12 protein-coding genes are annotated in these 24,356 nt (G+C 69.2%); 8 read left to right on the plus strand and 4 right to left on the minus strand.

Going from position 1 to position 24,356, the window contains the following annotated elements:
• The first annotated feature begins 82 nt into the window (after positions 1-82).
• From SK803_RS20765 to SK803_RS20785, 5 genes are all read left to right on the plus strand, one after another.
• Complete coding sequence (locus SK803_RS20765; RefSeq protein WP_319967690.1) at positions 83-370, plus strand: zinc-binding dehydrogenase; 288 nt, start codon at positions 83-85, stop codon at positions 368-370.
• A gap of 130 nt (positions 371-500) precedes the next feature.
• Positions 501-734, plus strand: a complete 234-nt coding sequence (locus tag SK803_RS20770; RefSeq protein WP_319967691.1) for a hypothetical protein — start codon at positions 501-503, stop codon at positions 732-734.
• 349 nt (positions 735-1,083) lie between these two features.
• Entirely contained in the window at positions 1,084-2,235 is a 1,152-nt protein-coding gene (locus tag SK803_RS20775) for a hypothetical protein (protein ID WP_319967692.1), read from the plus strand.
• The gene (locus tag SK803_RS20780) at positions 2,232-3,584 is read left to right on the plus strand and encodes a hypothetical protein (protein ID WP_319967693.1); all 1,353 of its coding nucleotides are present in this window, start codon (positions 2,232-2,234) and stop codon (positions 3,582-3,584) included. The genes SK803_RS20775 and SK803_RS20780 overlap by 4 nt, the downstream gene beginning before the upstream one ends.
• 39 nt (positions 3,585-3,623) lie before the next feature.
• Positions 3,624-6,665: an AfsR/SARP family transcriptional regulator gene (locus SK803_RS20785; RefSeq protein ID WP_319967694.1), complete on the plus strand. Its 3,042-nt coding sequence runs from the start codon at positions 3,624-3,626 to the stop codon at positions 6,663-6,665.
• Here SK803_RS20785 and SK803_RS20790 read toward each other — a convergent pair.
• A complete protein-coding gene (locus tag SK803_RS20790) occupies positions 6,657-7,217 on the minus strand; it encodes a DUF4265 domain-containing protein (protein ID WP_319967695.1) in 561 nt (186 codons plus the stop codon). The genes SK803_RS20785 and SK803_RS20790 overlap by 9 nt on opposite strands.
• A gap of 9 nt (positions 7,218-7,226) precedes the next feature.
• Complete coding sequence (locus SK803_RS20795) at positions 7,227-16,418, minus strand: LamG-like jellyroll fold domain-containing protein (protein WP_319967696.1); 9,192 nt, start codon at positions 16,416-16,418, stop codon at positions 7,227-7,229.
• Between the two features lie 204 nt (positions 16,419-16,622).
• On the opposite strand from SK803_RS20795, the gene SK803_RS20800 reads away from it, so the two are divergent.
• The gene (locus SK803_RS20800; protein WP_319967697.1) at positions 16,623-18,557 is read left to right on the plus strand and encodes a tachylectin-related carbohydrate-binding protein; all 1,935 of its coding nucleotides are present in this window, start codon (positions 16,623-16,625) and stop codon (positions 18,555-18,557) included.
• Between the two features lie 264 nt (positions 18,558-18,821).
• On the opposite strand, the gene SK803_RS20805 is transcribed toward SK803_RS20800, so the two are convergent.
• A complete protein-coding gene (locus SK803_RS20805) occupies positions 18,822-20,006 on the minus strand; it encodes a trypsin-like serine protease (RefSeq protein WP_319967698.1) in 1,185 nt (394 codons plus the stop codon).
• A gap of 199 nt (positions 20,007-20,205) precedes the next feature.
• Here SK803_RS20805 and SK803_RS20810 point away from each other — a divergent pair, with 199 nt between their 5' ends.
• Positions 20,206-21,078, plus strand: a complete 873-nt coding sequence (locus SK803_RS20810) for a hypothetical protein (protein WP_319967699.1) — start codon at positions 20,206-20,208, stop codon at positions 21,076-21,078.
• Positions 21,079-21,265: 187 nt separating this feature from the next.
• A complete protein-coding gene (locus SK803_RS20815) occupies positions 21,266-23,557 on the plus strand; it encodes a beta-L-arabinofuranosidase domain-containing protein (protein ID WP_319967700.1) in 2,292 nt (763 codons plus the stop codon).
• Positions 23,558-23,615: 58 nt separating this feature from the next.
• On the opposite strand, the gene SK803_RS20820 is transcribed toward SK803_RS20815, so the two are convergent.
• The gene (locus tag SK803_RS20820) at positions 23,616-24,278 is read right to left on the minus strand and encodes a lytic polysaccharide monooxygenase auxiliary activity family 9 protein (RefSeq protein WP_319967701.1); all 663 of its coding nucleotides are present in this window, start codon (positions 24,276-24,278) and stop codon (positions 23,616-23,618) included.
• Positions 24,279-24,356: the final 78 nt, after the last annotated feature.

The raw sequence follows: 24,356 nt of genomic DNA on the forward strand, positions 1-24,356 counted from the left end.
CACAGGCCGCTCATAGCGGCCTCATAGTCCACTCACACCGTGCTCTGAGCACCAGGCGGGACTCGTCTCACGGACGCGGCGAATGCGATGCTGCTGGTCGTGGGCGCCACCGGCGGCCTCGGCAGCCACGCCGTCCAACTCGCCAAACGGGCCGGCGCGACCGTGTACACCCGCGCTGGCCTCCTCCGCGGCCGCGGCGAAGCCCGCTACACCGGCACCCGCGGGACGGCTCGACGAACTCGCCGCACTGGCCGCGACTGGCGCACTGCGCGTCCAGATCGACGCCGAGTACCCCTTCGCCGCCGCCCGGCAGGCGTTGACCGACTTCACCACCGGCCGTGTCCGCGGCAAGATCGTCATCACCTTCTGACCGATCCGGCAGGCGCTACGGAGTTCGACGAGGTCGCGGATTTCCTGCGATCAACTCACCCACGCAACGCCGCACCGCCTTCCGCGGCAATTCTGTCCGGTGGTCAACCGGTCGCACTGTTGCCCCGCCAGTGGCGAGCGCGCAACCGCCGAGGCTGCGTGGCGGGTTCCGTTACCTGACGGTCTTCCTCAGCATGTCGGGCTGGGTGGATCTCACCGGTGTCTCGCTGAGCTTCACCCCGGCGTGTCAGGCCGTGTACCGCGCTTGGAGCCGTGCGCATCTCCGCCTCCGGACCGCGGAGGTGACCCATCTGCCGAAGTCGCCGAACTCGACGTTCGGCGCGTTGCCCCAGTTGTGGTCTTGATACCCGACACCTGAGGTCCCGGTCGACGTGTCGGCCACGCGGTAGTTCGCCTTCACCCTGCCCTGCGGTCGCGGCCGAGGTCCTCCGCGCGGTCCGCTGACCACGGACACTTCCGAGCCACCCGTGCCCATGTCAGTGGCGAATCGCTTTCTTGCGCCCTACCAGCGAGCCGAGAACCTCGACGACACAGACCGGCACCATGCGGCAGGCGATCCTTCCGGATCCCCCTCTGTCCTTTGTGGACACAGGAAGACGCGTGACGCAGCTGTCAGCAGTTCGCTGTCGCGGAATGTTGACGCCGCGACTACCGACCCCATTATGCTGCGCAGGCATACCCTGGGGGGTCTAGTTGAACAGCATCACCAGGAGGACGGCGATCAAGAGCGCCGTCCTCGCCACTGGCCTGGGCGCGTGGAGCCCAGTTGCCGCGGCCACCGCGAACGGTGCGCCGCCTCCTGCCGACGGCCTCGCGGTCGCGGCGGACATTCGGTTCCTGACCAGCGTGTCGCCCGGTTACCCGGCGGTGGTCGACACCGGCCGCGGGCTGGCGGCGTTCGCGCTCGGTCCCGAGCGCCATCTGCACTACCGCCGCCAGCACGCCCGCGGCGGCGCCTGGTCGGCGTTCGAGCTGGTGCGCGACGTGGCGCTGGACTGCCGGCCGGTCGCGGTCACGGTGCCCAACGGCGCGATCGTCGTGTTCGCCCGGTCCGGTGGCGAGGTGGTGCACTGCTGGCAGAACGTCTACGGCGGTGAATGGTCGGACTGGCACGGACTTGGCGCGGTCGCCGGCACGAACGAGCCCGCCGTCACGGTCGGGCCCACCGGGCGAATGGCCACGTACGTGCGCGACGCGCAGGGTTCCGTGATGTACCGCGAGCAGCAGTCCGAGTCGGGCGCGTGGAGCGGCTGGCTGGATCTCGGCGCGGCGGGTCGGCCTCGTGCGGTCATCAGCGGATCCGGTGGTGCGGTGGTGTTCGCCCGCAACGGCGGCGGTCTGGTGCATCGCTGGCAGGTCGGGGTCGGCGGCGAGTGGTCGGCCGGTTGGACGGGGCTCGGGGACTCGCTGGGCGGTGATCCCTCCGCTGTCGTGACGCCGACCGGTGCGATCGCGGTCGTCGTTCGCGGCGAGGACGGCACGCTGCGGTACTTGAGCCAGGGCACCGGCGGCGGCGCGTGGGGATCCTTCACCTCGGTCGGTGACCAGGCGATCGAGGGCAGGCCTGCGGTGCTCGTGGGACCGAACGGTGGCCTTGTGGTGGTGGCCCGCGACGCAGGACGCCGGGTGCGGTTCGCCGAGCAGAACGGGCACGGCGGTGTGTGGTCGACCTGGACGGACCTCGGCGGCTCGACGGTCACGGATCCGTCCGCGGTGCTGAGCCCCGCCGGGGAGATCTCGGTGTTCGGGGTGACGCAGAACGGTGCCATGACCTGGACACGGCGGACCGGCGCGGGCTGGCAGCCGTGGCAGAGCTGGGCGGGCGACGGCGTGGTGACGGCATGAGCTTCACAATGCGGATCGAGTCCGTCGACCACACGCCGGGCGCAGGCATTCCGATGGGCGGCTACGGCTGGTCCGAGCGCCGCAGCGACGGCAGTGTGGTGGAAGCAAGGCGGCTCCGGGCGCAGTGCGCTGTGCTGGCCGACGCGACGGGTCACGTCGTCGTGCTGGTGCGGGCAGACGTGATCAGCGTGCCGCGCGCGGTGTACCTGACGATCGTGGCGCGGCTGGTGTCCGCCGGTCTGGTCACCTCGGCCGCGGACTTCGTGCTGGCGCAGAGCCACACCCACAACGGGCCGATGGTCGGGCGCGTGCCAGACCCGTACGTGTTGCTGGGCAACGAGGACGACGTCGCTCTCACCGACGCGTTCACCGCGGAGTTCGCCGACGTGATCGTGAGTCTGGTGACCCGTACGCGTGCGGCGGCGCCGGTCGAGGTCATCCTCGGACACGCCGAGGGACAGGCCTACATCGCGGCCAACCGGGAGCAGCTGGGGTGGGCACCGCCCGACGTTCCGGTGCTGGTCGCCAGGCGGGCTTCCGACGGCGCGGTGCACGCGGTCCTGTTCGGACACGCCTGTCATCCGGTGTGCCACCCGTATGCGACGAAGACCTTTGACGCGGATCACTGCGGCCGGGCCGCCGCGGAGGTGACGCGCCGCCTGGGTGTGCCCGCCCTGTTCTTCCAGGGCGCGGCGGGCGATCTCAACCCCGTCTCGATGGGTAGCGAGTCCGCGGTGCGGCTCACCGGCGACCAGCTGGCCGACTCCGTCGTCGCCATGGTGCGCAACAACGCGTTCCTCCCGGTGAACGGTCCGATTCGGACGGCCGCCGAGACGATCGAGCTGCCGTTCTCCGTCGACCTGACGGATGCCGCCGCCGTGGACCTGTTGCGGCGCAAGTACCAGCAGCGCGTCGACACGTCGGGCACCAACGCCGGTGCGCGCAGGCACGCCGAACGGATGCTCGAACTGATCGGGCGGAATGCTCTGCCGCGGTCGCTGCCGATGACGGTGCAGCGGCTGGATCTCGGCGGCCTGACCGTGCTCGCGCTCGCCCACGAGGTGGTCAGCGGCTACCACGTCGGTACCAAGGACCGGTACGGCAAGCCGTTGTGGTTCATGGCGTACGCGAACCACGTGGACGCCTACGTCGCCGCCGACGACCTGCTGTGGCGCGGTGGCTACGCCGCCGGTTGGAAGGACGACGACAAGATCGCGGGCATCGACACCGCCGCGCTCTCCTACCTGCTGCCCGCACCACTGCGTGCCTCGCCGCGGGACCATCCCGGTGCGCCCGACTGCACCGAGGGCCTGGTGAACGCCGCGATCGCGCGGCTGCTGGGCAGCTGATCGCACGTGCAGTCCACGTCGACGACTGGGGGGTTGTTGATGTCTGGCCGGTTCCGCTTCGGCGTGCTCGGACCGCTCGAAGCGTTCGACAGATCGGGGCAGGTGTCCGTGCGGCCGGCGAAGCTCCGCGCTTTGCTGGCCCTGCTGCTGATCAGCGCCAACGAGGTGCTGAGGATCGACGAGCTGGTGGGCCGGTTGTGGGGAGACTCGCCGCCGGCCAACGCCAAGCGGACGCTGCAGGTGTACGTGATGCGTCTGCGCGCCCTGCTCGGCGACAGCCACGGCCGGGAGCTGATCCGCACCACACCGGGCGGCTATCAGCTCACCATCGCACCTGACGCGGTAGATCTGGCGGTGTTCCGCAAGACGGTGGCCGCCGCCAGAGCCACCGCCGATCCCGCCGCCCGTGCGGCCTTGCTGCGCGATGCGGACGCGTTGTGGCGTGGCAGCCCGCTTGTGGACGTGGAGGCGGCGTACGTGATCGTTCACGTGACTCCGGCGTTGGCCGAGGAGCGGTTGCACGCGATCGAGATGCGCGTCGACGCCGACCTCGACCGCGGCGAGCACTCCGCGGTCGTCGGTGAACTGCGCAAGCTCGTGTCGGCGCATCCGTTGCGGGAACGCATGTGGGTGCAGCTCATCACGGCGTTGTGGCGTTCGGGACGTCAGGCGGACGCGCTCGCGGCCTACCAGGACGTGCGCCGTGTGCTCGCCGACGAGCTCGGTGTCGATCCCGGCGCGGAACTTCGGCGGTTGCACGCGACGGTACTGGCGGGCGGCGAGGAGATCGCGGTGCCGGACCAGGCAACCGCGCCGGCGCCGATGCAGCTCCCCCTCGACCTCAGGGGCTTCGTCGGCAGGGCAGGGCTCGCCGAGTGGGTGACCACGCGGCTACGCCCGTGCGCGGGCGCCACCTCGGTCCTGGTGCTGAGCGGCCCGCCGGGCGTCGGCAAGACCGCGCTCGCCGTCCACGTCGCACACCGGGTGCGCGACCACTTCCCGGACGGCCAGCTGTTCGCGGACCTGCGCGGCTACGACGAGCAGCCGCCGCTGACCGCGGACCAGGTGCTCAACCAGTTCCTGCGCGGCATCGGCATCCCCGCCGAGCAGATCCCGCTCGACGTGGACGAGCAGGCGGCGCTGTTCCGGTCGGTCCTCGCCGGCCGCAGGATGCTGGTGGTGCTGGACAACGCCGCCGACGCGGAGCACGTCCGCAAGCTCCTGCCGGCCGACAGCGGCTGCGCGGTGCTCGTCACGAGCCGCGATCCGTTGCGCGGCCTGGTGGTCACGCACGGAGCGCGGTCGTTGACCATCGACGTGTTCGACGCGGCCGAGGCCGAGCAGCTGCTGGTGGACGTGGTCGGACCGGAGCTGGTGCGCGCCGAACCCGGTGCGGCGGCTGACCTGATCACGCTGTGCGCGCACCTGCCGCTCGCGTTGCGCATCGCCGCCGCGAACATCACCGGCTCGATCGCCGAGTACGTCGCGGACCTGCGCGGACGTGGCCTGGCCGCGCTGTCGGTGGCGGGCGACGCCCGAGTCGCGGTGTCGGCCGCGTTCGACCTGTCCTACGCGGCGCTGGACCCGTTGGCGCAGCAGGCTTTCCGACTGCTGGCCAGACTTCCGGGCGACGACTTCGGCACCGAGGTAGCCGCCGTACTGATCTCCGTCTGTCCCGCCACCGCGGCCTCGGTGCTGCGCACGCTCACCGACGCGCACCTCGTCCACCGTGTCGCACCGGGCAGGTTCCGCTTCCACGACCTGATCCGCGGTTACGCCGCCGCGCTGCCCGACTCGCGCGGGGTGGACGCCGTCTACGACTGGTACCTGTCGCGCGCACTCGGTGCGGCACAACACCTCTACCCGGAAATGCTGCCATCCCGCGCGGACGGTGGTCCGTTCCGCACGGCCGAGGACGCCCTCTCGTGGCTGCACACCGAACGCGCCAACCTCGTCGCCGCCATCTCCCACGCCGCCGACCACGGCCCACGTCCGTTGGCATGGCAGCTCACGGACGCGCTGCGCGGCTACTTCTGGCTGCAGACCAACGGCACCGACTGGACCGTCGCAGCACACGCTGGTTTGCGTGCAGCTGTGGGAAACCCGCAAGCACAGGCGTTGATGCGGCACAGCCTCGGCACTCTGTACGCGAGCTTCCACCACCACGGCCGCGCTCTGGAGGAGTACGACCGGGCGCTGGAAGTCGCCTGCCTGCAAGATGTCCCGCGCGTCGTGCACGCCAGCCACAACAACATCGGCGTGCTGCGTCAGGACATGGGCCAACCGGCCGTCGCCATCACCGCGTACGAGACGGCGCTGGTGATCCAACGCGCGGCCGGCCACCTCGCCGCCGAGGCCACCACCCTCGTGAACCTCGGCTCGGCGTTCTGGGAGATGGGCGACCTGACCCGCGCCTGCCAGACGTTCAACGAGGCCCTGGTGTGCCTCAGCCTGTCCGACTCACACCAGGCGCGGGTGGAGGTGCAGGACAGTCTCGCGCGCGTCCACCTGGACCGAGGCGACCTGAACCAGGCCCACGACTACGCCTCCCACGCCCTGGCCTCGGCCGCGCACCACCCCCGGTTGGCCGCCGAGGCGCACAACACCCTGGGCGCTGTGTGTTTGCGGCTGGGGCTTTCCGGCGACGCGCTGCGTCACCACTCACAGGCGCTGGACGTCGCCCGTTCGCTGGGCCATCGCCGGGCCGAGGTCGCCGCGCTGCTCGGGCTGGCAGAGGCTCAGGGCAGATCCGGGGACTTCGTTCAGTCGCTGGAGATGTGTCGTCAGGCGCACTCTTTGGTGGTGGCGTCCGGGGTTCGGTCGCGGGTCGGGCGGGTGTTGACGGCGTTGGCTTCCGCTCATTTGCGGCTGGGGGACGGCGGGGCTGCCGTTGTTCAGGGGTGGCGGGCGGTGTGCGCGCATCGGGAGCACGGGCATCGGTTGGCTGAGGCTCGGGCGTTGCGGGTGTACGCGGAGGCGGTCGCTGTGGTGTCCGGGGAGGAGGAGGCTCGGCCGCATCGGGTGATGGCGGCCGAGATCTTCGCCTCGCTCGGGGTGGCGGAGCCGCTGGTCTCACACTAGTGGCGCTCCGGGCCAGCCGTTCACAGGCGGCTCGAAGGGAATGGCCTCCGACCACTCCCAGAACGCGAGCCCCCTGTCCACGTAGCCAGCGATGAACTCGATCACTGAAGCGATCTGCTCGTTCGACGTGCCCACGGGCACGTCGATCGCCACGTTGCCCCAGCTGTTCCACTCGAAGAGGAGGCCGAGGCCGGACGCCCTGCGCTCGACCTCAGTGCGAAACGTCTCCGCCATCGCGTCGTCCACACTCGGCGCCAGCAGCACCCGCAAGGTGCGGTTCCCCTTTCGCCGGACCACGCGCTCGACCATCACCTCCGGGTTGACCGCCACCTCGTCACCGAGAGAGAACCCGAACGCCACAAACGGGATGCACTGGACCACGAAGACACCTGCTTCACCAGGGACCACCACCAACTGCTCGAAGAACGCGGGCTGGCCGAACGGCTCCAAGTCCACGAGGCACGTGATGTTCCGCTCGGACTGACGTGCTGGACTCTTGTGCCCGATGTAGATGGGTCCGGCCGTCACCGGGAACCACACTCCAATCTCCATAGACCAAAATCAGGGACCGTTCGCATTGCGGGTGTGCCACCAGTCCAGCTGGTCCTGCGACCACCACGGCGGCGGCCAAGGCCAGGCGGGAGGATAACCCGGCGGCTTGTTCCAAGGCGCGGGCCGTTTGCCCTTCGAGCTGTTGCAGTGCCCGCAGGCGGGCGCCTGGTTCGGCTTGGTGAGGTCACCCTTGTCGACCTTGGGGTGCACGTGGTCAACCGAGGTAGCTGGGTGCCACCTGCAGTACGAGCACAGCGGCGGCATGGTGCCATCACGCTTCCCCGCGCCGATGTTGTAGTGGGTCCGGAGCGTCTCGGGAACACCCAGACCAGCACCATTCCCGCCCTTCGAGCCAGGGGGAATCTCGTAGACCGGCGCACCATCCGGTGTGCACCCAATCGGTGAGTTGATGCCGTATGGGTTCTTGGCAAAGTCATCGGGCGTGCAATCGTGGGTCTCCGCTGTCTCGTCTTCCCCCGCTCCTTGGTGGTTCCACTGGAACTGATGGGTGGTGGTTCCCCCAACATCACGCCTGATCCGGAACGCGCCTTCCTCCGTGTAGATGGTGCTGTCGCTGAAGGTCAGCTCCGACGGCATCGGCTCGTCGGCGTTCTGGATGACCGTGTTCTCGGCCCCCAGCACCGCCTCGCGGACCTTCTGGTTGACGACCTCCTCGTCCTGGACGTCGTGCAGCACCGTCCCCACGACCGCCGCCGGCACGTCCGGGTTGGCCGCGACGACGCCACCGGCGATCACGACCGCGAGGGCTGCCGGGTCGAGCGCCATCTCGACGTTCTTCGCCGACTGCTCCGCCTCGATGCGGGCGATCACGCCCGGCGGGATGGGCGGCGGGAGGACGACGTCGGGCGGGAGCTGTTCCTCGTTCGGGTTGTTCTGGTCCGGGTTGTTCTGGTCCGGTGATCCCGGCTTGTCGCTTGGGCGAACCGGCCACTTCACGCGGCTGATGAACTGGTTCTCCGGGCCTGGAGGGTTGATCCAGTCGTAGATGTCGAAGGTGGTCTGCGCCCAGCCGAAGACCGGCATGAACCTGGTCGCGATCCGGCGTGCCGTGAACTTGGCCACGCTGCCGGAAGGCTTGGCCGAAGGGCGGGTCTGCGTGTAGCAGGAGCCGCCTCCCGCCTTCCTGTAGATCGACCCGGGCTGGGCCGTCGCCGTCCTGCCGCTGCACTGGTGGCCGTCCGGGTCGTAGTTGCCGACCGGGTCGCCGTTGCCGTACGTGAAGCGGTTCGCCCCAACGGAAGGCGACGCGGGCAGCGAGATGTCGTCGCGTGAGGTGAAGCCGCCGGCTGCCGGGTCGTACCAGCGGGCGCCCATGTCCACTTCGCCGCTGTCCGGGTCGGTGTAGTCCGACTGGAAGCCCAGCGAGGGGCGGGTTCCGGTGCTGGCCTGGACCTTGCCGAACGGGTCGAACGTCGTCGAGTCCGCGAGGCCGGTGAGTTGCGTGCCGCCGTCGAAGCCGCCCACGACGTCGCCGTGCCGGTCGGTGAGCAGGGTGCGCTTGTCGGTGCCGCGGTTCAGGGAGAGCAGTGAGCCGGTCAGGTCGCGGCTGTAGTTCGTCGTGCCGTCGGAGGCCACGTCCAGTGAGGTGCCGACGTAGGAGAACGAGACTCCGTTGCGGCGCACCAGGCGGTCCAGGCCGTCGTAGGTGTAGGTGCCCGCGCCGCGTTTCACCGACCGGTCGAAGGCGTCGAACTGGTAGGTCACGTCGCCGCGTTTGACCGGGGAGCCGCGTGCCGACCAGGTGTAGGTGACACCGCTGTCGGACAGCATGCGGTTGCGTTCGTCGTAGATCGCCGTGCGCGCGCCTGCCTGCGTGCGGTTGCCTGAGTCGTCCCAGGCGTACGCGGTGGTGGTGCTGCCGGCGGTCCAGGACTTCAGGCGGCTGGACTTGTCGTAGGTGTAGGTGTTGTCGGTCGTCGACGGGCCGGTGACGACCTTCTTGCGCTTGACCCGGTCGGCCAGGTCGTACTCGTAGGTCGTGGCGGTGATGTCGGTGGTGCCGCCGCGCACCGTGTCAGAAGCCAGGCCGCCGACGTCGTTGTAGCCGTAGGTCCTCGTGTTGCCCGCGCCGTACGCCACGGAGGCCAGCGCGCCCGCGTTGTCGTAGTCCAGCGTGCGGGTGCGACCGGTGGCGCCGTCCAGGACGGTGGCCAGGCGGCCGTCCACATAGGAGTTCCGGGTGGTGCCGCCGGCGTCGGTCTGCGTGAGCGGCCTGCCGTTGGCGTCGTAGGTGAACGACGAGTTGCCGGACGGACCGGTCGCGCTGAGCAGCTGACCGCGGTCGTTGTAGTCGAACGTGTTGGTACCGCCGGGCGCGCTGACGGTCTTGAGCCTGCCCGCCAGGTCGTAGTCGAGAACGCGGCTGGGAGTGGCGACCTCCGCGCCGGCGCCGGTTTCCTCCTTGAGACGGTTCAGCGCGTCGTACACGCGGGTGCGCGTCACGCCGCCCGGCGCCTTCAGCAGGTCCGGGTTGCCCGCGAGGTCGTAGCTCGTCGTCCAGGTGCGGTCGGCGGCCTGCGGGTGCTGCGCCGTGGCCGGTTCGACGGTCGACTCGGGCAGGCCGAGGCTGTTGTAGGTGGTGATGAACCTGTTGGCGCGGCCGTCGGTGAACCGCGTGCGCTGGCCGTTGGCGTCGTAGCCGAACGAAGTGGTGACGGACTTGTTGTCCGCCACCGGTTCGACCTGGCTCACGAGCCGGTTCGCCGCGTCGTAGGCGAACGTCGTGACTTCCTGCTCGGCGTTGCGGACCTCGATCACGTTGCCCGCGTCGTCGTAGACGGTCGCGGTCTGGCGCAGGACCGCCTGCTGCGCGTTGAGCTGGTAGGTGCCGACCGGGCGGCGGGCGGCGTCGATCTTCGTGAACGACGTGCGCCCGAGACCGTCGGAGACGCGGACCTGGTTTCCGGTCAGGTCGTAGCCGAACTGGGTCGTGACGTTGTCCGGCGCGATGGTCCTGATCCGCTCGCCCAGCACGTTGTAGTCGTGCTGCGTGACCTCCCTCGGCGGAGCGGTGACCGTGCGCAGGTTGCCGGCGTCGTCGTAACGGAGCTCGGTGGTGTGCGCGGCGGGCTGCGGTTTGCGTTCCAGCGACGTGCTGGTGACCGGCCTGCCGAGGTCGTCGTAGGTGGCCTGCGTGCGAGACCCCGTCGGATCGGTGGCCGACAACGGCTCACCGGCCGCCGTGTAGGTGTACGACGAGGTTCCGCCGGGTGCGGGCTCACGCACCTCGCGCAGCCTGCCCAGCTGGTCGTAGCGGTTCGTGGTGATGCCGGCGCGCGGGTCCGTCACCTCGATCCGGTTGCCGAGGCCGTCGTACCTCGCGGTCTGGACCGACTTCCTCGCGGTCGTCTCGCCTGGCCTCGTGTAGTCCGGCGACTCCGTGCGCACGACGCGGCCGAGCCGGTCGTAACCAGTCGTGACGACCTCGCCGTTCGGGGTCTTCACGTGCGTCGGCGCGCCGAACGTGTCGAGGCCGGTCGTGGTCACCGGGCGCTGCACGACCGCGGCGCCGCCGTTGGACTCCACCTGCACGGTCGGTGAAGTCGCCTTCACCTGGTTGTTGTGCTCGTCGTAGCCGAGGTCGGTGATGTTGCCGCGCGGGTCGGTGACCGAGGTGAGCAGGCCGCGATCGTTGTAGCCGTGCTGCGTGACCAGCGACTTGGCGCCGTTGACGACGGTCTGCTTGAACATCCGCCCGGCGAGGTCGTACTGGAAGTCGGTGACCTCGACGCGGCTGGTGTCGATGCCGACGCTGTTGGAGCTCAACCCGGTGCGCTTGACCTGGGTCGTGTGGCCCTGCGTGTCGTAGGTGTACTCGGTCCTGCGCTTGAGACCGTCCGGATCGGACTCGGTCGTCTTGACGCGGCCGACAGCGTCGTAGGTGCTGGTGGTGACGCGCTTGCCGGTCCCCTCCGTACCGGGGGTCAGCTGCCAGACCGGGTTACCGGCGCCGTCGTAGAGGTTCTCCTCCAGCAGGACGTCCCGAGCCGCGGCACCGGCGTTGAACGGGTCGCGCACTCCCTTGGCGACGACTTTGTGCAGCAGATCGTCGTTGTAGTAGATGAACTGCTTCGTGCGTCCCATCGCATCGGTGGCGCGAATGGTTCGCCCGGCGAGGTCGTAGGTGAACGACTGCAGCACCAGGGTGGTGCCCGGCGTCGTCGACGACGTGCCCTCACCGGTGCCGCTGCCTGGTACGACCGGCTGGTCGTGGAACGCGCGCAGCCGCACCTCAGCGATCTTGTTGCGGCCGGTGTAGGCGTACTCGTACTTGTTGCCGCCCGCGTCGGTCATCGACGTGCGGTTGCCGAAGGAGTCGTAGCCGTAGGAAGTCCTGGCGCCCTCGGCGTCGGTCTGGACGCTGAGGCGGCCGCGGTCGTCGTACTCGTTCTTCGTGGTGCGCGCCGCGTCGCCACCGGTGAGGTCGCTGATCGTCACCGTGAGCGGCCGGCCGTCGGCGTCGTAGGACGTCTCGGTGCGCAGCGTGTGCTTGACGTTCGTGACCGCATTGGTGGTGGCCGGCTCGGTGACGGACGTCCGCCGGGACAACTTGTCGTAGGTGAACGTCGTCTTGAGGCCCTGCGGGAAGTCGTCGGAGATCTGCTTCTGCGACGTGCGCCTGCCGAGGGCGTCGTAGGTGTACTGGGTGATCAGTCCGGTAGCGACGACCTCCTCCTGCGCCAGGTCACCGTTGCGGAAGTAGCTGTACTTCGTGACGGCGCCGCGGCTGTCCTTCGAGGTGGCGACCAGCCCGGCCGGTGCGCCGCCGCCGTCGAACGCTGGGGTGGCGCCGTTGAGCAGCGTGTAGGTGTGAGTGAGGCCTCCACCGTCCGGTTTGGACACCTGCGCGAGTAGTCCGCGCTGGTTGTTCTCGCCGGTGTAGGAGTAGGTCGTGAGGTAACGGGAGTCGGTCGCGTTCGACGAGCGCGCGTCGCGGTGCGTGACGATCTTGTCGTTGCGCGGGTCGGTGACGTCGTCGGTGTTGAGGTAGTACGTCGAGTACGACGCCTGGCAGTCGGTCTCCAGGACGCGACAGGTCCTGCGGGACACCAGGTTCCCGCGCTCGTCGGTGGTCAGGAAGACCTTGTTGCCGTTCTCGTCCGTGATGGTGCTCTGGAAGCCCTGCTCGTCGTAGGCGAACGTGCGAACGCCCTGGCCGTCGACGGGTCCGCCGATCCACTCGTTCGGAGGCGTGCCCGGACCGCCGCAGTAGACCGGCGGCGGGTCACCGGGTCCCGGTGGCGGGCTGGTCGGCGCGGGGCAGGTGGGCGTGGGCGGCAGGCTCGGCTTGCCGGTGGCGTCCCGCGCGTCCTCCTGCCGGGTGCCCAGGCCCAGCGGCGCGGCGTAGCGCAGCACTCGCCCGCGCTTGGGGTCGAAGTCGTAGAAGTGGTTGCGGTTGCCGGGATCCGTCACGCGGGTGGTGCGGATCAGGTTGTCCGCGTTGCCGGTGACGACCGGGATGCTGATCTTCCACAGGCCGCCGTCGCGGTCGGTGAACTCGCTGACCCGGTCGTTGACGACGTCGTACCTGAGCTGTGCCGCCGTCCGTCCACTCGGGAGGGTCAGCTTCGTCAGCTGGTCGGACGGCGCGCGGGCGCGGAAGTGCGACCTGACCTCGGCCGGCCCGAGCGGGTGTTCGTAGTAGGCGACCTCATCGATCAGGCCGGAGAAGTAGCGGCGGGCGTCGGTGCCCCAGCCGGGCCACGCTGACGGCGGCACGGTGTAGCCGCCGCCGATCTGGCTGTGCAGCGCGTCGGGGTGGTTGATCTCGCCGGACAGCGGTGTCTGGGTGACCGGCTCACCGTCGAGGTAGAGCATCTGGGTCGCGAGCGAGCCCGACAGCACCACGTGGTGCCACTGGTCGTCGTTGACCACCCTGGTCGAGGTGAGCGGGTTGGCGCTGCCGTTCCAGAACTGGCCGCGCAGCTTGCCGTCCTGCCCGACGTACAGGGCCGGCACGCCACCGCCGGAGACCCCGGTGATCGGCTGCTGCTGGTAGCCGAACAGCGGGCCGCCCGCCGACGTCTTGAACCACAGTTCGACGGCGAGGTCGCGGTTCTTGCGCACCAGACCGGCCTGCAGCGTGATCGCCGACGAGGAGCCGTTGAACCGGCCGGAGCCGTCGGAGGTGCCGTTCAGCACGCCCTCGGCGGGCGTGACGTCCTTCGAGATGCCGTCGTCCTTGCCGAGGTTCGTGCGGACCTGGCTCTCGGCCTTGGTGCCGAGCGGGTCGCCGAGCCGCCAGTACGACAGCGGCCGCGAGTCGACCACCACGCTGCGGTAGTGCGATCCGAGCTGGTAGTCGTACTTCGTGCAGTTGTTCTCCGGTCCGCAGGCCTGGTCGAGCTTGTCGCCGGTGTAGCTGTAGGCCCAGACGATCCCGTCCGGGCTGCCGTCCACCGGGTCGGTGGTGACGGTCCTGACGTGCGTGCCGCCCGCCCAGCCGAACTCGAGGGCGCGGTCACTGGTGCGGTTGATCGCGCGCGTGATCCTGCCGTTGGCGTCGTACTCGACCTCGACCCAGTGACCGGCCTCGTTGAGGACCCTCCACAGTCGGCCGTCGATGCGGAAGCGGTAGGTGGTGAACGCCTTGTCGGTGAGCCACCAGCCGCCGCCCTCCTCCACCGCCGCGGCGCGGAAGTTCGCCGACCGGCCCGGCGGCGGGGAGAAGGTGCCGTCGGCGTTGCGGCCGAACCGCACCTGCTGGCCGTCGGGATAGGTGACGACGACGTTGCCGGAGCCGTCGTTGTCCGGCAGGACGCGCATGTCGTAGCGGGTCGACCAGCCGGCACCGAAGATCAGGTCCTTGCGCGGGTCGAGGCTGTTGTACGTGCGCACCACGTCCAGCGCCGGACCCGTGACCGCCACGGACGCGTCGACCGCGCTGGAGAAGTAGTTGCCGGTCTGCGAGTCGAAGTTCTCGTTCGCACCGCCGTAGGGCGCGTTCGCGAGGCGCGAGGTGATCTCGGGCTGCGGCACCGCGGTGAGCAGTGCGCTGCCCGGCAGCTCCAGGCTTTCGGCGATGCCGTCATACCCGAACGCCCGCCACTGGTAGGTCTTGCTCCACCTCAGCGCGCCGGCGGGGATCGTCCACACGCGATCGTTGACGTAGCCGGAGTTGGCGACGCAGCCGACGCCCTTGCCGTCGACGAACTTGTCGCAGACCTCGAACCTGTACTGCGGCTTCTTGTCCGGCGGCGAGTCGACGTCCACGGCGTCGACCCACAACTGCGGCGTAAGCGTCTGCGCCGAGTAGCCGTTGGGCGGGTACTGCGCCTTGACGATCGGCTTGATGTTGACCACGCGCAACGTCAGCCGGGCGGGCGGGATCTGCTCGTCGGTGAACCAGGGGCCGCCCTTGCGCAGCATCGAGAAGTCGAGGACGTACTCCCCGATCGGCATCGCGTTGATGTTCGCGTCGAGCGTGACCGAGCCACCGCGGGGCACGTCGCTGGTCAGCGTCTTGGACTCGACGGTCGCGAACGGCGCACCGTTGGAGGTGTAGGCGCGGTAACCGAGCACGAAGTCGTTCGCGCCCCACGTCTGCGCGCCGCGGTTCGTGACGGTGATCTTGACCTTGCCGGGCGACTGAGCGTGCACCGGAGGTTCCGGCACGCCGTTGTCGATGCGGTACTCCGCGTCGTACGGGCTGTGGGTGATGAACAGCCTCGGCTTGTTCGCGGTGCCGTGGCCGGTGAACTTCTTCCAGCCGAGGGCGTCGGTCTCCGACGCGCGGACGGTGAGGCCGTTGTTGGGCTGGCCGTTTGCCCAGCCCTGCACGAGATCGCGGCCGCGCACCCCGAGGTCGATCACCTCGGACGCGGTCGGGCAGCTCGACACCGGCTGCCAGTCGCCGATGAAGCCGTGCGCGAACGACGAGCTCGTCAGCGGTTCGGGATCGAAGGACGGACCGGGGTAGGCCCCGCTGCTGCCCCACGCGCTGCGCACGGCGTGGACGGTGATGGGCCGCGGTTCGCAGGACTCGGACCACCAGTTGGTGAGGTACAGCTGGGCGCCGAACACCTTGTGGTCGCGGATCGAGCCGGCGATGTCGCCGAAGTTCAGGTAACTGGCGTACTTGACGTTGTCGTGCAGACCGACGAGCAGGTCCTGGGCGCCGGACTGCCGGCCGTTGCTGTGCACCACGATGCCGTCGCCGGCCGCGCGCTCCAGGACGCTCGGGTCGACCAGGACCGGGAAGCGGCGGGCGGGATCGCGCAGCCAGGCCTCGTCCGCCTCGACCTTGAGCGTCCCGTCCACAATGGAGTACTTGACGCCGTAGGAGATGGCGGAGTCCTTCGCCGAGTCCGTCATGAATCCGGCGGGGATGGTCGCGCGCTCGATGCCCTTCGCGTCCTTGAGCACGACCTGGTTGTCCACGACCTGCGCGGCCAGCCCCTTGAGGTGCAGGGGGAAGCTCCACGACCTGGCCGAGTCGGGACCGTGCAGGACGACGGTCTCCTTGACGCCGCCGGGCACCGACTCGAGCTTGAGGTCGCTGCCCGGCAACGCGGCCGGGTAGGTGATGGTCGCGCCGTCGACGACTCCGGTGGCTCGGGTGGCGCCCCGCAGGCCGTACCCGAACTCGACGCCGTCGCCGAAGTCCATGCGCACCAGGCGTTGCGCGTCCGACGTGCGCGCGAAGGTGGTGCGCACGCTGTCCGCGCGGTTGCGCCAGCCGTCCGCGCCCGCGTCCTCGATCGCCGGGTCGACGGCCTGCCACTTGCCGTCGGCGGCCCGGTAGTTCAGCGCGTCACGGGAGAACTCGGTCGTGAGCGTGCCGTCGTCGTTGCGGTACGTGCGCTGCTGTCTGCCCCGTTGCTCGGGCAGTTCCTCGCTGGTGTCCCGATTGAACCCGCGCACCTGCGCCGGACCGGTGGACACCTTGGTCTCGTTGCGCGGCACATCAGGGTGTTCCGGAAACTTGATCTCCGGGTACTTCGCCTGCAGCGACTCGGGTTTCGCCTGGTTCACCGGCCCCTCGGCGATCTCGTGCGGCTTGCCCGCCGCGCTGCCGCCGGCCTGCTCGGGCGCGAGCGCGATCGCCTCCAGCAACGCGCGTTGCTCGGCGGTGATCAGCGGGAACAGCTGCGACGCAGCCGGGCCGAACAACGTGATGAGCAACAAGAGCGCCAGTCCGAGCAAGGACAAGCGCCGCACACGACCGCGTTTCTCCGCCACCACGTGAACCATCCCCCAGGCAGGACGAAATATCTGCTCCGCACGAGAGAATGAACCAGAAGAACAATTCGCGCAAGGCTCTGACCAGCTGTTTCATCGCGAAAGCGGCGCGTTGCAGCGATGAAACAGATATGAAGGCGGCACCCCTTAAAATTGGAGCACCCTTGTCGCACGCCCATTTCTCATCAATGCAGAGGAAATACAATGAGGCGAAGAGTGAAGCGGTGGCACGCGCCGCTGCTGGCCGGCCTGATCGCGGCGCCGCTGGCCGTGGTGTCGACCCCGTTGGTGGCCGCCGCCGACACCACCCCGGTGTGCCGCAGCGCGGCGACGGTGTTCACCGTGCGCCAGAACGGCGACCTGGCGATCTTCGGGCACGAGGAGCCGGAGAACGGACAGCGCGTGTGGACCGGGGGCGAGGTCAAGGGCACGCAGTGGACCGGTCGCACCATCGCCGGACCGGACGGCGTGATCTACAACATCCCGCCGGACGGCACGCTGAAGCGGTTGCGCTGGAACGGTTCCGGCTGGGACAACAACGGCCAGCCCGAGGTGATCGGCGTCGACTGGCAGCGCTTCACGACCGACGAGTACCGCAACCGGATCACCGTCGACGAGACCGGCCGGATCTACACGATCGACGACAAGGGCCAGCTGAAGATCTACCTCTGGGACGCGCAGAACAAGAAGTGGGCCAACCCTTCCGGCGACGTCATCGGGGTGGGCTGGAACCGGTACGACTCGATCACCGCCGGCGGCGCCGGTGTGCTCTACGCGCGCAAGCCGACCGGCGAGATGATCCGCTACCGCTTCCACGCGGAGTCGCAGCGCTACGTCCTGCGCGACGTCCAGGTCGGCACCGGCTGGCACAGCTTCAAGCGGATCTTCTCCCCTGGCGGCGACGTGCTCTACGGCGTGCGCCCTGACGGCGTGATGCTCTGGTACCGCTACATCGAGTCGAACAACACGTGGGTCGGCGGTGACACCACGGGTGTGCCGATCGGCAACGATTGGCAGAACGACGACACCAGCGCGATGACCGACGCCTGCAAGCTCACCTCGGTGCCGTCGTTCCCCCAGCGTGTCGGCGTGCCACTCGACGGCCGCGGCGCCGCACACGTGATGATGGGCAAAGACGGTGTGCCGCAGTACTTCTACGTCAACAGTTTCGGACAGACCGTGCACGGCAAGCAGGTCAACCCGAGCGACCCGCGCACCGTCCAGCTGCAGGTCATCGACGGCAACTCGCTGACCAGGACGCCCTCCGCCGTGCTCGGCGCCGGCGACCGGCTGCAGGCGTTCGCCCTCGGCCAGGACGGGGAGACCAGGACGTCCACGCAGAGCGCCGACGGCCTCACCTGGTCCGGGTACAGCTCACTGGGCGGATGGACTCCCGGCCCGGCGACGTTCGTGCGCGACAAGGACAACCTGATCCGCGGGTTCGCGGTGGACGCGGCCGGCAAGCTGTGGACCCGCTCGCAGGCCGCCGTGGACGGGCCGCTGATCCCCTGGACCGAGGTCGGCGGCACCAACCTCACGCCCGACTTCGTGGTGATCCGCTCCGGCGACGGCTTCGAACTCGTCGCCCGCACGACAACCGGTGACGTCACGGCCGTGCGCTACGAACAGTCGGTCTTCGGTGCCTGGCGACCGGTACCGGGTGGCGCGATCACGGGCAAGCCCGCCGCCGTGCTGAACCTGGACGGCAAGCTGGACCTCTACGTCCGCCGCGCGGACGGGCTCGTGCACTGGCAGCGCGAGACGCGCAACGGCTTCACCGGTATCTGGGCGCCCATCTCCGGCCTCACCGCGGTGGGCTCCCCCGCCGCGGCCGTCGCCGGTGGCGTCACCCGGATCTCGGTCCGCAACAGCACGGACAACTACGTGTACACGACCCAGCAGTCGGCCCCCGGCAGCGTCACCCACCAGGAGTGGACGGTCCTCACGGACGCCCGCACCGGCACGAAGGTGCTCGCTGACACGGACACGGCGATGGCCACCACGGCGAACGGCACCGGGGTGCTCATCACCTTCCGCGATCCCAACGAGATCCCGGCGTTCTACGCCACGGCCGGCACGACGCCCAACGCGCGTTCCGCCACGACGGGCGATTCGTTCACCGGTGGCCTCGTGCGGTAGTGACGCTCGGTGGGTGGAGGCTCCTCGGAGTGGAGCCTCCACCGCAGTGCCACCGGGAGCGGGAGGGGGTCGTTCTGCGCGCGGCACCTCCCGGGGTCGCAGCCGTCAGGTGCGCAGCAGGGTCGTCGGCCGCTCCAGCTCCAACTCCTCTTCCGCGGCAGGCAGTTCCTCCGGGAGCCACGACAGCAACGCCAGCCCCGCTTGACGCGGGCCTGATCGGGGCGGGCCCGCCGCGCCTCGCCCCGATCGGCCTCGGATGAGGCGTTACGCGTACGCCTCGAATTCGTAGACGCGGGCGATGTTCGCGCCGGACTGCGCACCCGTGATCACGGTGAGGCGGACGTGCCTCGCGCTGTTGCTGATCGTGTGTTCTGTGGTGCCGCTGGTGTTGCCGCGCACCGTTGCCACCGTGGTCCAGGCGGTGCCGTCGGCCGACACGGCCAGGTCGAAGTCCCTGGTGTTGAACGTCGCGGACTCACCGCCGGCGCCGGCGTGCTTGACGACGAGCTTCTTCAGCGCGTGACCGGATCCGAGGTCGACCTGCAGCGACTTCGTCCCGGCCGTGGAGCACCACTTGTCGGTGGTGCCGCCGGAGACGCTGCCGTTCACGGCTTTCGCGGCACTTTCGTTCGTGTTGCAGGCGGCCGAGCCCGTGGCAGGCTTGTTCAGGGCGAGGTTGTTGCCGGGTGGAGGGCCGTCGGGGCCGGCGACGTTGTTGATCCAGGTGTGCACGCTGCCCTGGAGTTCGGCGTAGTAGAAGCGCGCGGTGCCGCAGACGCCGGGGCCGCCGGACGTGTCGCCGCCGAGCCTCCAGTTGCCGGGTGTGCCCACCAGGAGCGGACCGCCCGAGTCGCCGTAGCAGGCGCTCTTGCCGTCCTTGTTGTCCAGGCAGATCTCCCACTGGCCGGTGCCGCACGCGCTGTCGGGCAGCACGGGCACCTCGACCTGTTTGAGGTTGGTGGGTGCGCCGCCGCAGCCGCCGCTCGGGTTGCACGTCGTGGCGCCCCAGCCGAGCAGTCGCACCGTCGAGCCGGGGGCGACTACCGGAGCGATCGAGATCGGCTGGTGGGTCACGGGTGCGGTCAGTTCGACGAGCGAGGTGTCGGCGTTGCCGTGGTCGACCCAGCGCCTGACCCTGGCCACCGTGCCGCCGGAGTTGCGGTTGTTGCTGCCGATCCGGATCTGCACACCGCTGGGAACCTCGCCCGCCATGCAGTGCTTGGCCGTCAGCACCCAGGTGGGCCGGATCAGGGCGCCGCCGCAGAAGTGGCCGCCGGAGTTGCCCTGCATCGAGGCCATGAAGCTGTAGTTCTCGGTGGCGTCCACACCGCCGATGATGTTCGGGGTCAGCGGATCGGGCTGTTGCTGTGCCGTCGCCGTCGTGACGGCCGATCCCGCCAGGGTCAGGACGGCGGCCGCCGCCAGCAGCCCCTTGACCAGTGCTCGCATGGAAACCTCGCGTTCGATGGGGTCGAAGGAGAATTCCCAGAAGGGTCCACCGGCCGAAATCGCCGGATCTAAGTCCGAAACTTCGGTGCTGCGGATGGGCTAACCACTCGCGCGGCCGGTGAATACGATGCGCCGCCCCGGTTGATGGTCTGGACCTCTCGTCGCGAACCGCCGTAGGGTGGAGCGCACGAGGAGTTCGATGACCGGACCATTTCATCTCGTGTTGCGCACCGCGATCCGCGAGCGCGGGCTGCCGCTCGACCGACTGCGGTCGCGGCTGGCCGAGCGCGGCATCCGGGTCGGGCTGGCCAGTCTCAGCGACTGGCAGCACGGCAGGGCATGGCCGCGACGACCGAACTCGTTGCGTGCCATCGCGGTCCTGGAGGAGATTCTCGGCCTGCCTCGCCACGCCCTGACGGGTCTGCTCACCACTCATCACCTCACGCCGTTCCGGCCGCAGCAGGGCGTGGACGAGTACCACGGCCCGATGGGCGAACTGCTCGACGAGCTCCCCGGCGCGAGGGACTGGAACCTCGAGGTGATCACGTCCGAGCACGCCGTGGACGTGGACGCGCACCGCAGCCCGTCGCGCATCACGGTGCGCAGCCTCGCCCGCGCCCGCCGGGACGACGTCGACCGAGCGGTGGTGCGGTACTTCGGCGCACCGGACTGTGCGATCGATCGCGTCCGCGTCGTGCCGGTGCGCAACTGTGCCGCCGGGCGACTGCTGCGCCACCCGAAAGGACAGGTGCTGGCCGCTGAACTGCTTTTCGGACAACGACTTCAGACCGGCGAGACGTGGGTCTGGGAGTACGAGCTGCACGACACCACCTCCGACTCCCGAACCGACTTCGCGCACGCGTTCCGCCGGCACGAGGGCACCTGCCTGATGGAGGTGCGGTTCCACCCGGACGCGCTGCCTTCCCAGGTGCACCACTACTTCCGCGCCGATCTGTACGTCGATCAGCACCGGCTGGACGAGTTGCGGCTCAACGCCCACCACGCGGTGCACGTGGCGACCAGTGGCATGAACTCCGGTGTCATCGGCATCAGCTGGGAGTGGCCGGACTGATCCGCGCGGGGAAGCTGCATGTGAGCGCTAACACCAGGTAGCTTCAGGACAGCCGCCTCGACAACTCCCTGGCGATATCGTTCGACTATTCGACTACATCCATGCCAGTTCACGGAAGTTAGCGCTAACATCCAGCGTTGAGCCGAGTGACTGGAGCGTCCTCATGTCCTCACCGTTGAGTCGACGAATGCTCTTCCAAGCCGCGGGGGTGGCCGCCGTCGCGACCACGGCACCGTCGCTGATGGCAGGTTCGGCCCAGGCCGCCACCGTGCCCCCTGCCCGTGGCGACGCGGGCGTGTCCGCCTATCCGTTCGACCTGTCGGAGGTCCGGCTGACGCAGGGCCGGTGGCTGGAAAACCAGAACCGGACGTTGTCCTACCTGCGGTTCGTCGATGTCGACCGGCTGCTCTACAACTTCCGCGCCAACCACCGGCTGTCCACCAACGCCGCCGCGGCGCTGGGAGGCTGGGAAGCGCCGAACTTCCCGTTCCGCACGCACAGCCAGGGGCACTTCCTCACCGCGTGGGCGCAGGCGTGGGCGGTCCTGGGCGACACGACGTGCCGGGACAAGGCGAACCACATGGTGGCGGAGCTGGCCAAGTGCCAGGCGAACAACTCGGCGGCCGGGTTCAACACCGGTTACCTGTCGGGCTTCCCGGAGTCGGACTTCGACGCGATGGAGGCGGGTTCGCCCAAGTCCGTGTCGTACTACTCCCTCCACAAGACCCTGGCCGGACTGCTGGACGCATGGCGCTACATCGGCAACACCCAGGCGCGGGACGTGCTGCTGCGCCTCGCCGGGTGGGTGGACTGGCGCACGGCCCGGCTGTCCTACAGCCGGATGCAGAGCGTCCTGGGCACCGAGTTCGGCGGCATGAACGCGGTGCTCGCCGACCTGTACCAGCAGACGGGCGACTCCCGCTGGCTGACGGCGGCGCAGCGGTTCGACCACGCCGCGGTGTTCGACCCGCTGGCGTCCAACCAGGACCGGCTCAACGGCCTGCACGCCAACACCCAGGTGCCGAAGTGGATCGGCGCGGCCCGCGAGTACAAGGCGACCGGGACCACCCGCTACCGCGACATCGCCGCCAACGCCTGGAACATCACGCTCAGCGCGCACACCTACGTCATCGGCGGCAACAGCCAGGCCGAGCACTTCCGCGCGCCCAACGCCGTCGCCGCCTACCTCAACACCGACACGTGCGAGGCGTGCAACACCTACAACATGCTCAAGCTGACCCGTGAGCTGTGGCTGACCGATCCCGGCCGGGTGGCCTACTTCGACTACTACGAGCGCGCCCTGATCAACCACCTGATCGGCCAGCAGAACCCGGCGGACCCGCACGGGAACATCTGCTACTTCACCGGCCTCAACCCCGGCCACCGGCGGGGCAACACCGGCCCCGCGTGGGGCGGCGGCAACTGGAGCACGGACTACGGCACGTTCTGGTGCTGTCAGGGCACCGCCCAGGAGACGAACACCAAGCTCGCCGACTCCATCTACTTCCACAGCGGCACCACTCTGACGGTGAACCTGTACACGCCGTCGGTGCTGACGTGGTCGTCCCGCGGCATCACGGTCACCCAGACCACGACCTACCCGGCGAGCGACACCACGACCCTGACCGTCACCGGCAACGCGGGCGGGTCGTGGACGATGCGGTTCCGCGTCCCGGCCTGGACCACCGGCGCGACCATCGGTGTCAACGGCGTCGCGCAGAACGTGACCGCCACGCCCGGCACCTACGCGTCGCTGACGCGGTCGTGGACGTCCGGCGACGTGGTGACGCTGCGGCTGCCGATGCGCGTGATCGCCCAGCCGGCCAACGACAGCGCCAACGCCGTCGCGCTGACCTACGGCCCGGCCGTGCTGGCGGGCAACTACGGCAACACCAGCCTGTCGGCGTTGCCCTCGCTGGACATCGGCTCCGTCACCCGCACCAGCACGTCGTCGCTGGCGTTCACCGCGACGGCGAACGGCACGCAGGTGTCGCTCGGGCCTTTCCACGACGCGCACGGCTTCAACTACACCGTCTATTGGAGCGCCGGCGGTGGTGGCACGACGAGCTACCGGTTGGTCAACGCCGGCACCGGCATGGTGCTCGGTGTCCAGAACATGTCCACTTCGGACGGTGGGCTCGCCGTGCAGTGGCACGACAGCGGCACCGCCGACCACAACTGGCAGCTGATCACCGACGGATCCGACGTGCGGCTGCGCAACGTCCACAGCGGCAAGGTGCTGGGCGTGGAGAACATGTCCACCACGGACAACGCCCGCGTCCTGCAATGGTCGGACAACGGCACCGCCGACCACAGGTGGACGTTGGTCCCCAACGGCGACGGCACCCACAAGGTCCGCAACGCCAACAGCGGCAAGCTGCTCGGCATCCTCAACGGTTCCACCAGCGCGGGTGCGCAGGTCGTGCAGGACTCCGACAACGGCAGTGCGGACAACCGCTGGCGCCTGGTCGCCAACTGACGACGTGGGTGCGTGCCCCCGGAAGCACCGGGGGCACGCACCACATCGGACGGATCTCCTAACCGAAGTTCACGTCACTGCACCACATGTAGGCCTGGTCCAGATGTGAGGCCTGCCAGATCGTGAACACGATGTGGTGTCCCCGGTAGGCGCCGGAGGTCTGGACGTTGAACGTGATGTCCTTGGCAGGGGCGAACCTGCCGGTCTGCGTGATGAAGTCGAGGTTGCCCCAGCCGAGTCTCTGGGTGGTGGGGTCGTACCCGTTCTTGCTCACGTAGACCCGGAAGTAGTCGGCACCGTGCGTGGCCTGGTCGTACAGGTGCATCGAGAAGGTGCTGCCGACGTTGGTGGTCTTCCACTGGCCGGGCGTGTTCAGGGAGTTGTTGCGGGAGAGGGCGTTGCTGCAGAGCTGTCCGTCCGGGGTGGCCCCCTGGAAGTTTCCGCGAAGCCCGTCCCGCAGCGCGCTCATCCAGTTCCACATGGTGTCGGCGTTGGCCTGGAAGGCCTGCCAGCACATGGGATCCTGCTGCTGCATAGCGGGATTCGTGTGCTGACTGCCCCACGTCTTCCAACACTGGTAGGCGCGGGTCGCGGGGCCGACGATGGTGCCGTGCGCCGAGGCCGGCGGGGCCCAGAGGACCGTGCAGGCCAGCATGCCGACGATCACGGCGAGGACACCTCGACGTCTGGTGACGGAACCGGAGGTAGTGCGCATACGCATGGTTGAGCCTCCATTCTCCGATGATCGAGCAACAGCGATCGATCTGGGAGCGCTCCCAGTTTCAGCCTATCCGTCACC

Origin of the sequence: Lentzea miocenica, from assembly GCF_033949945.1 — a bacterium.
In the GTDB taxonomy this organism is placed as follows: domain Bacteria; phylum Actinomycetota; class Actinomycetes; order Mycobacteriales; family Pseudonocardiaceae; genus Lentzea; species Lentzea miocenica.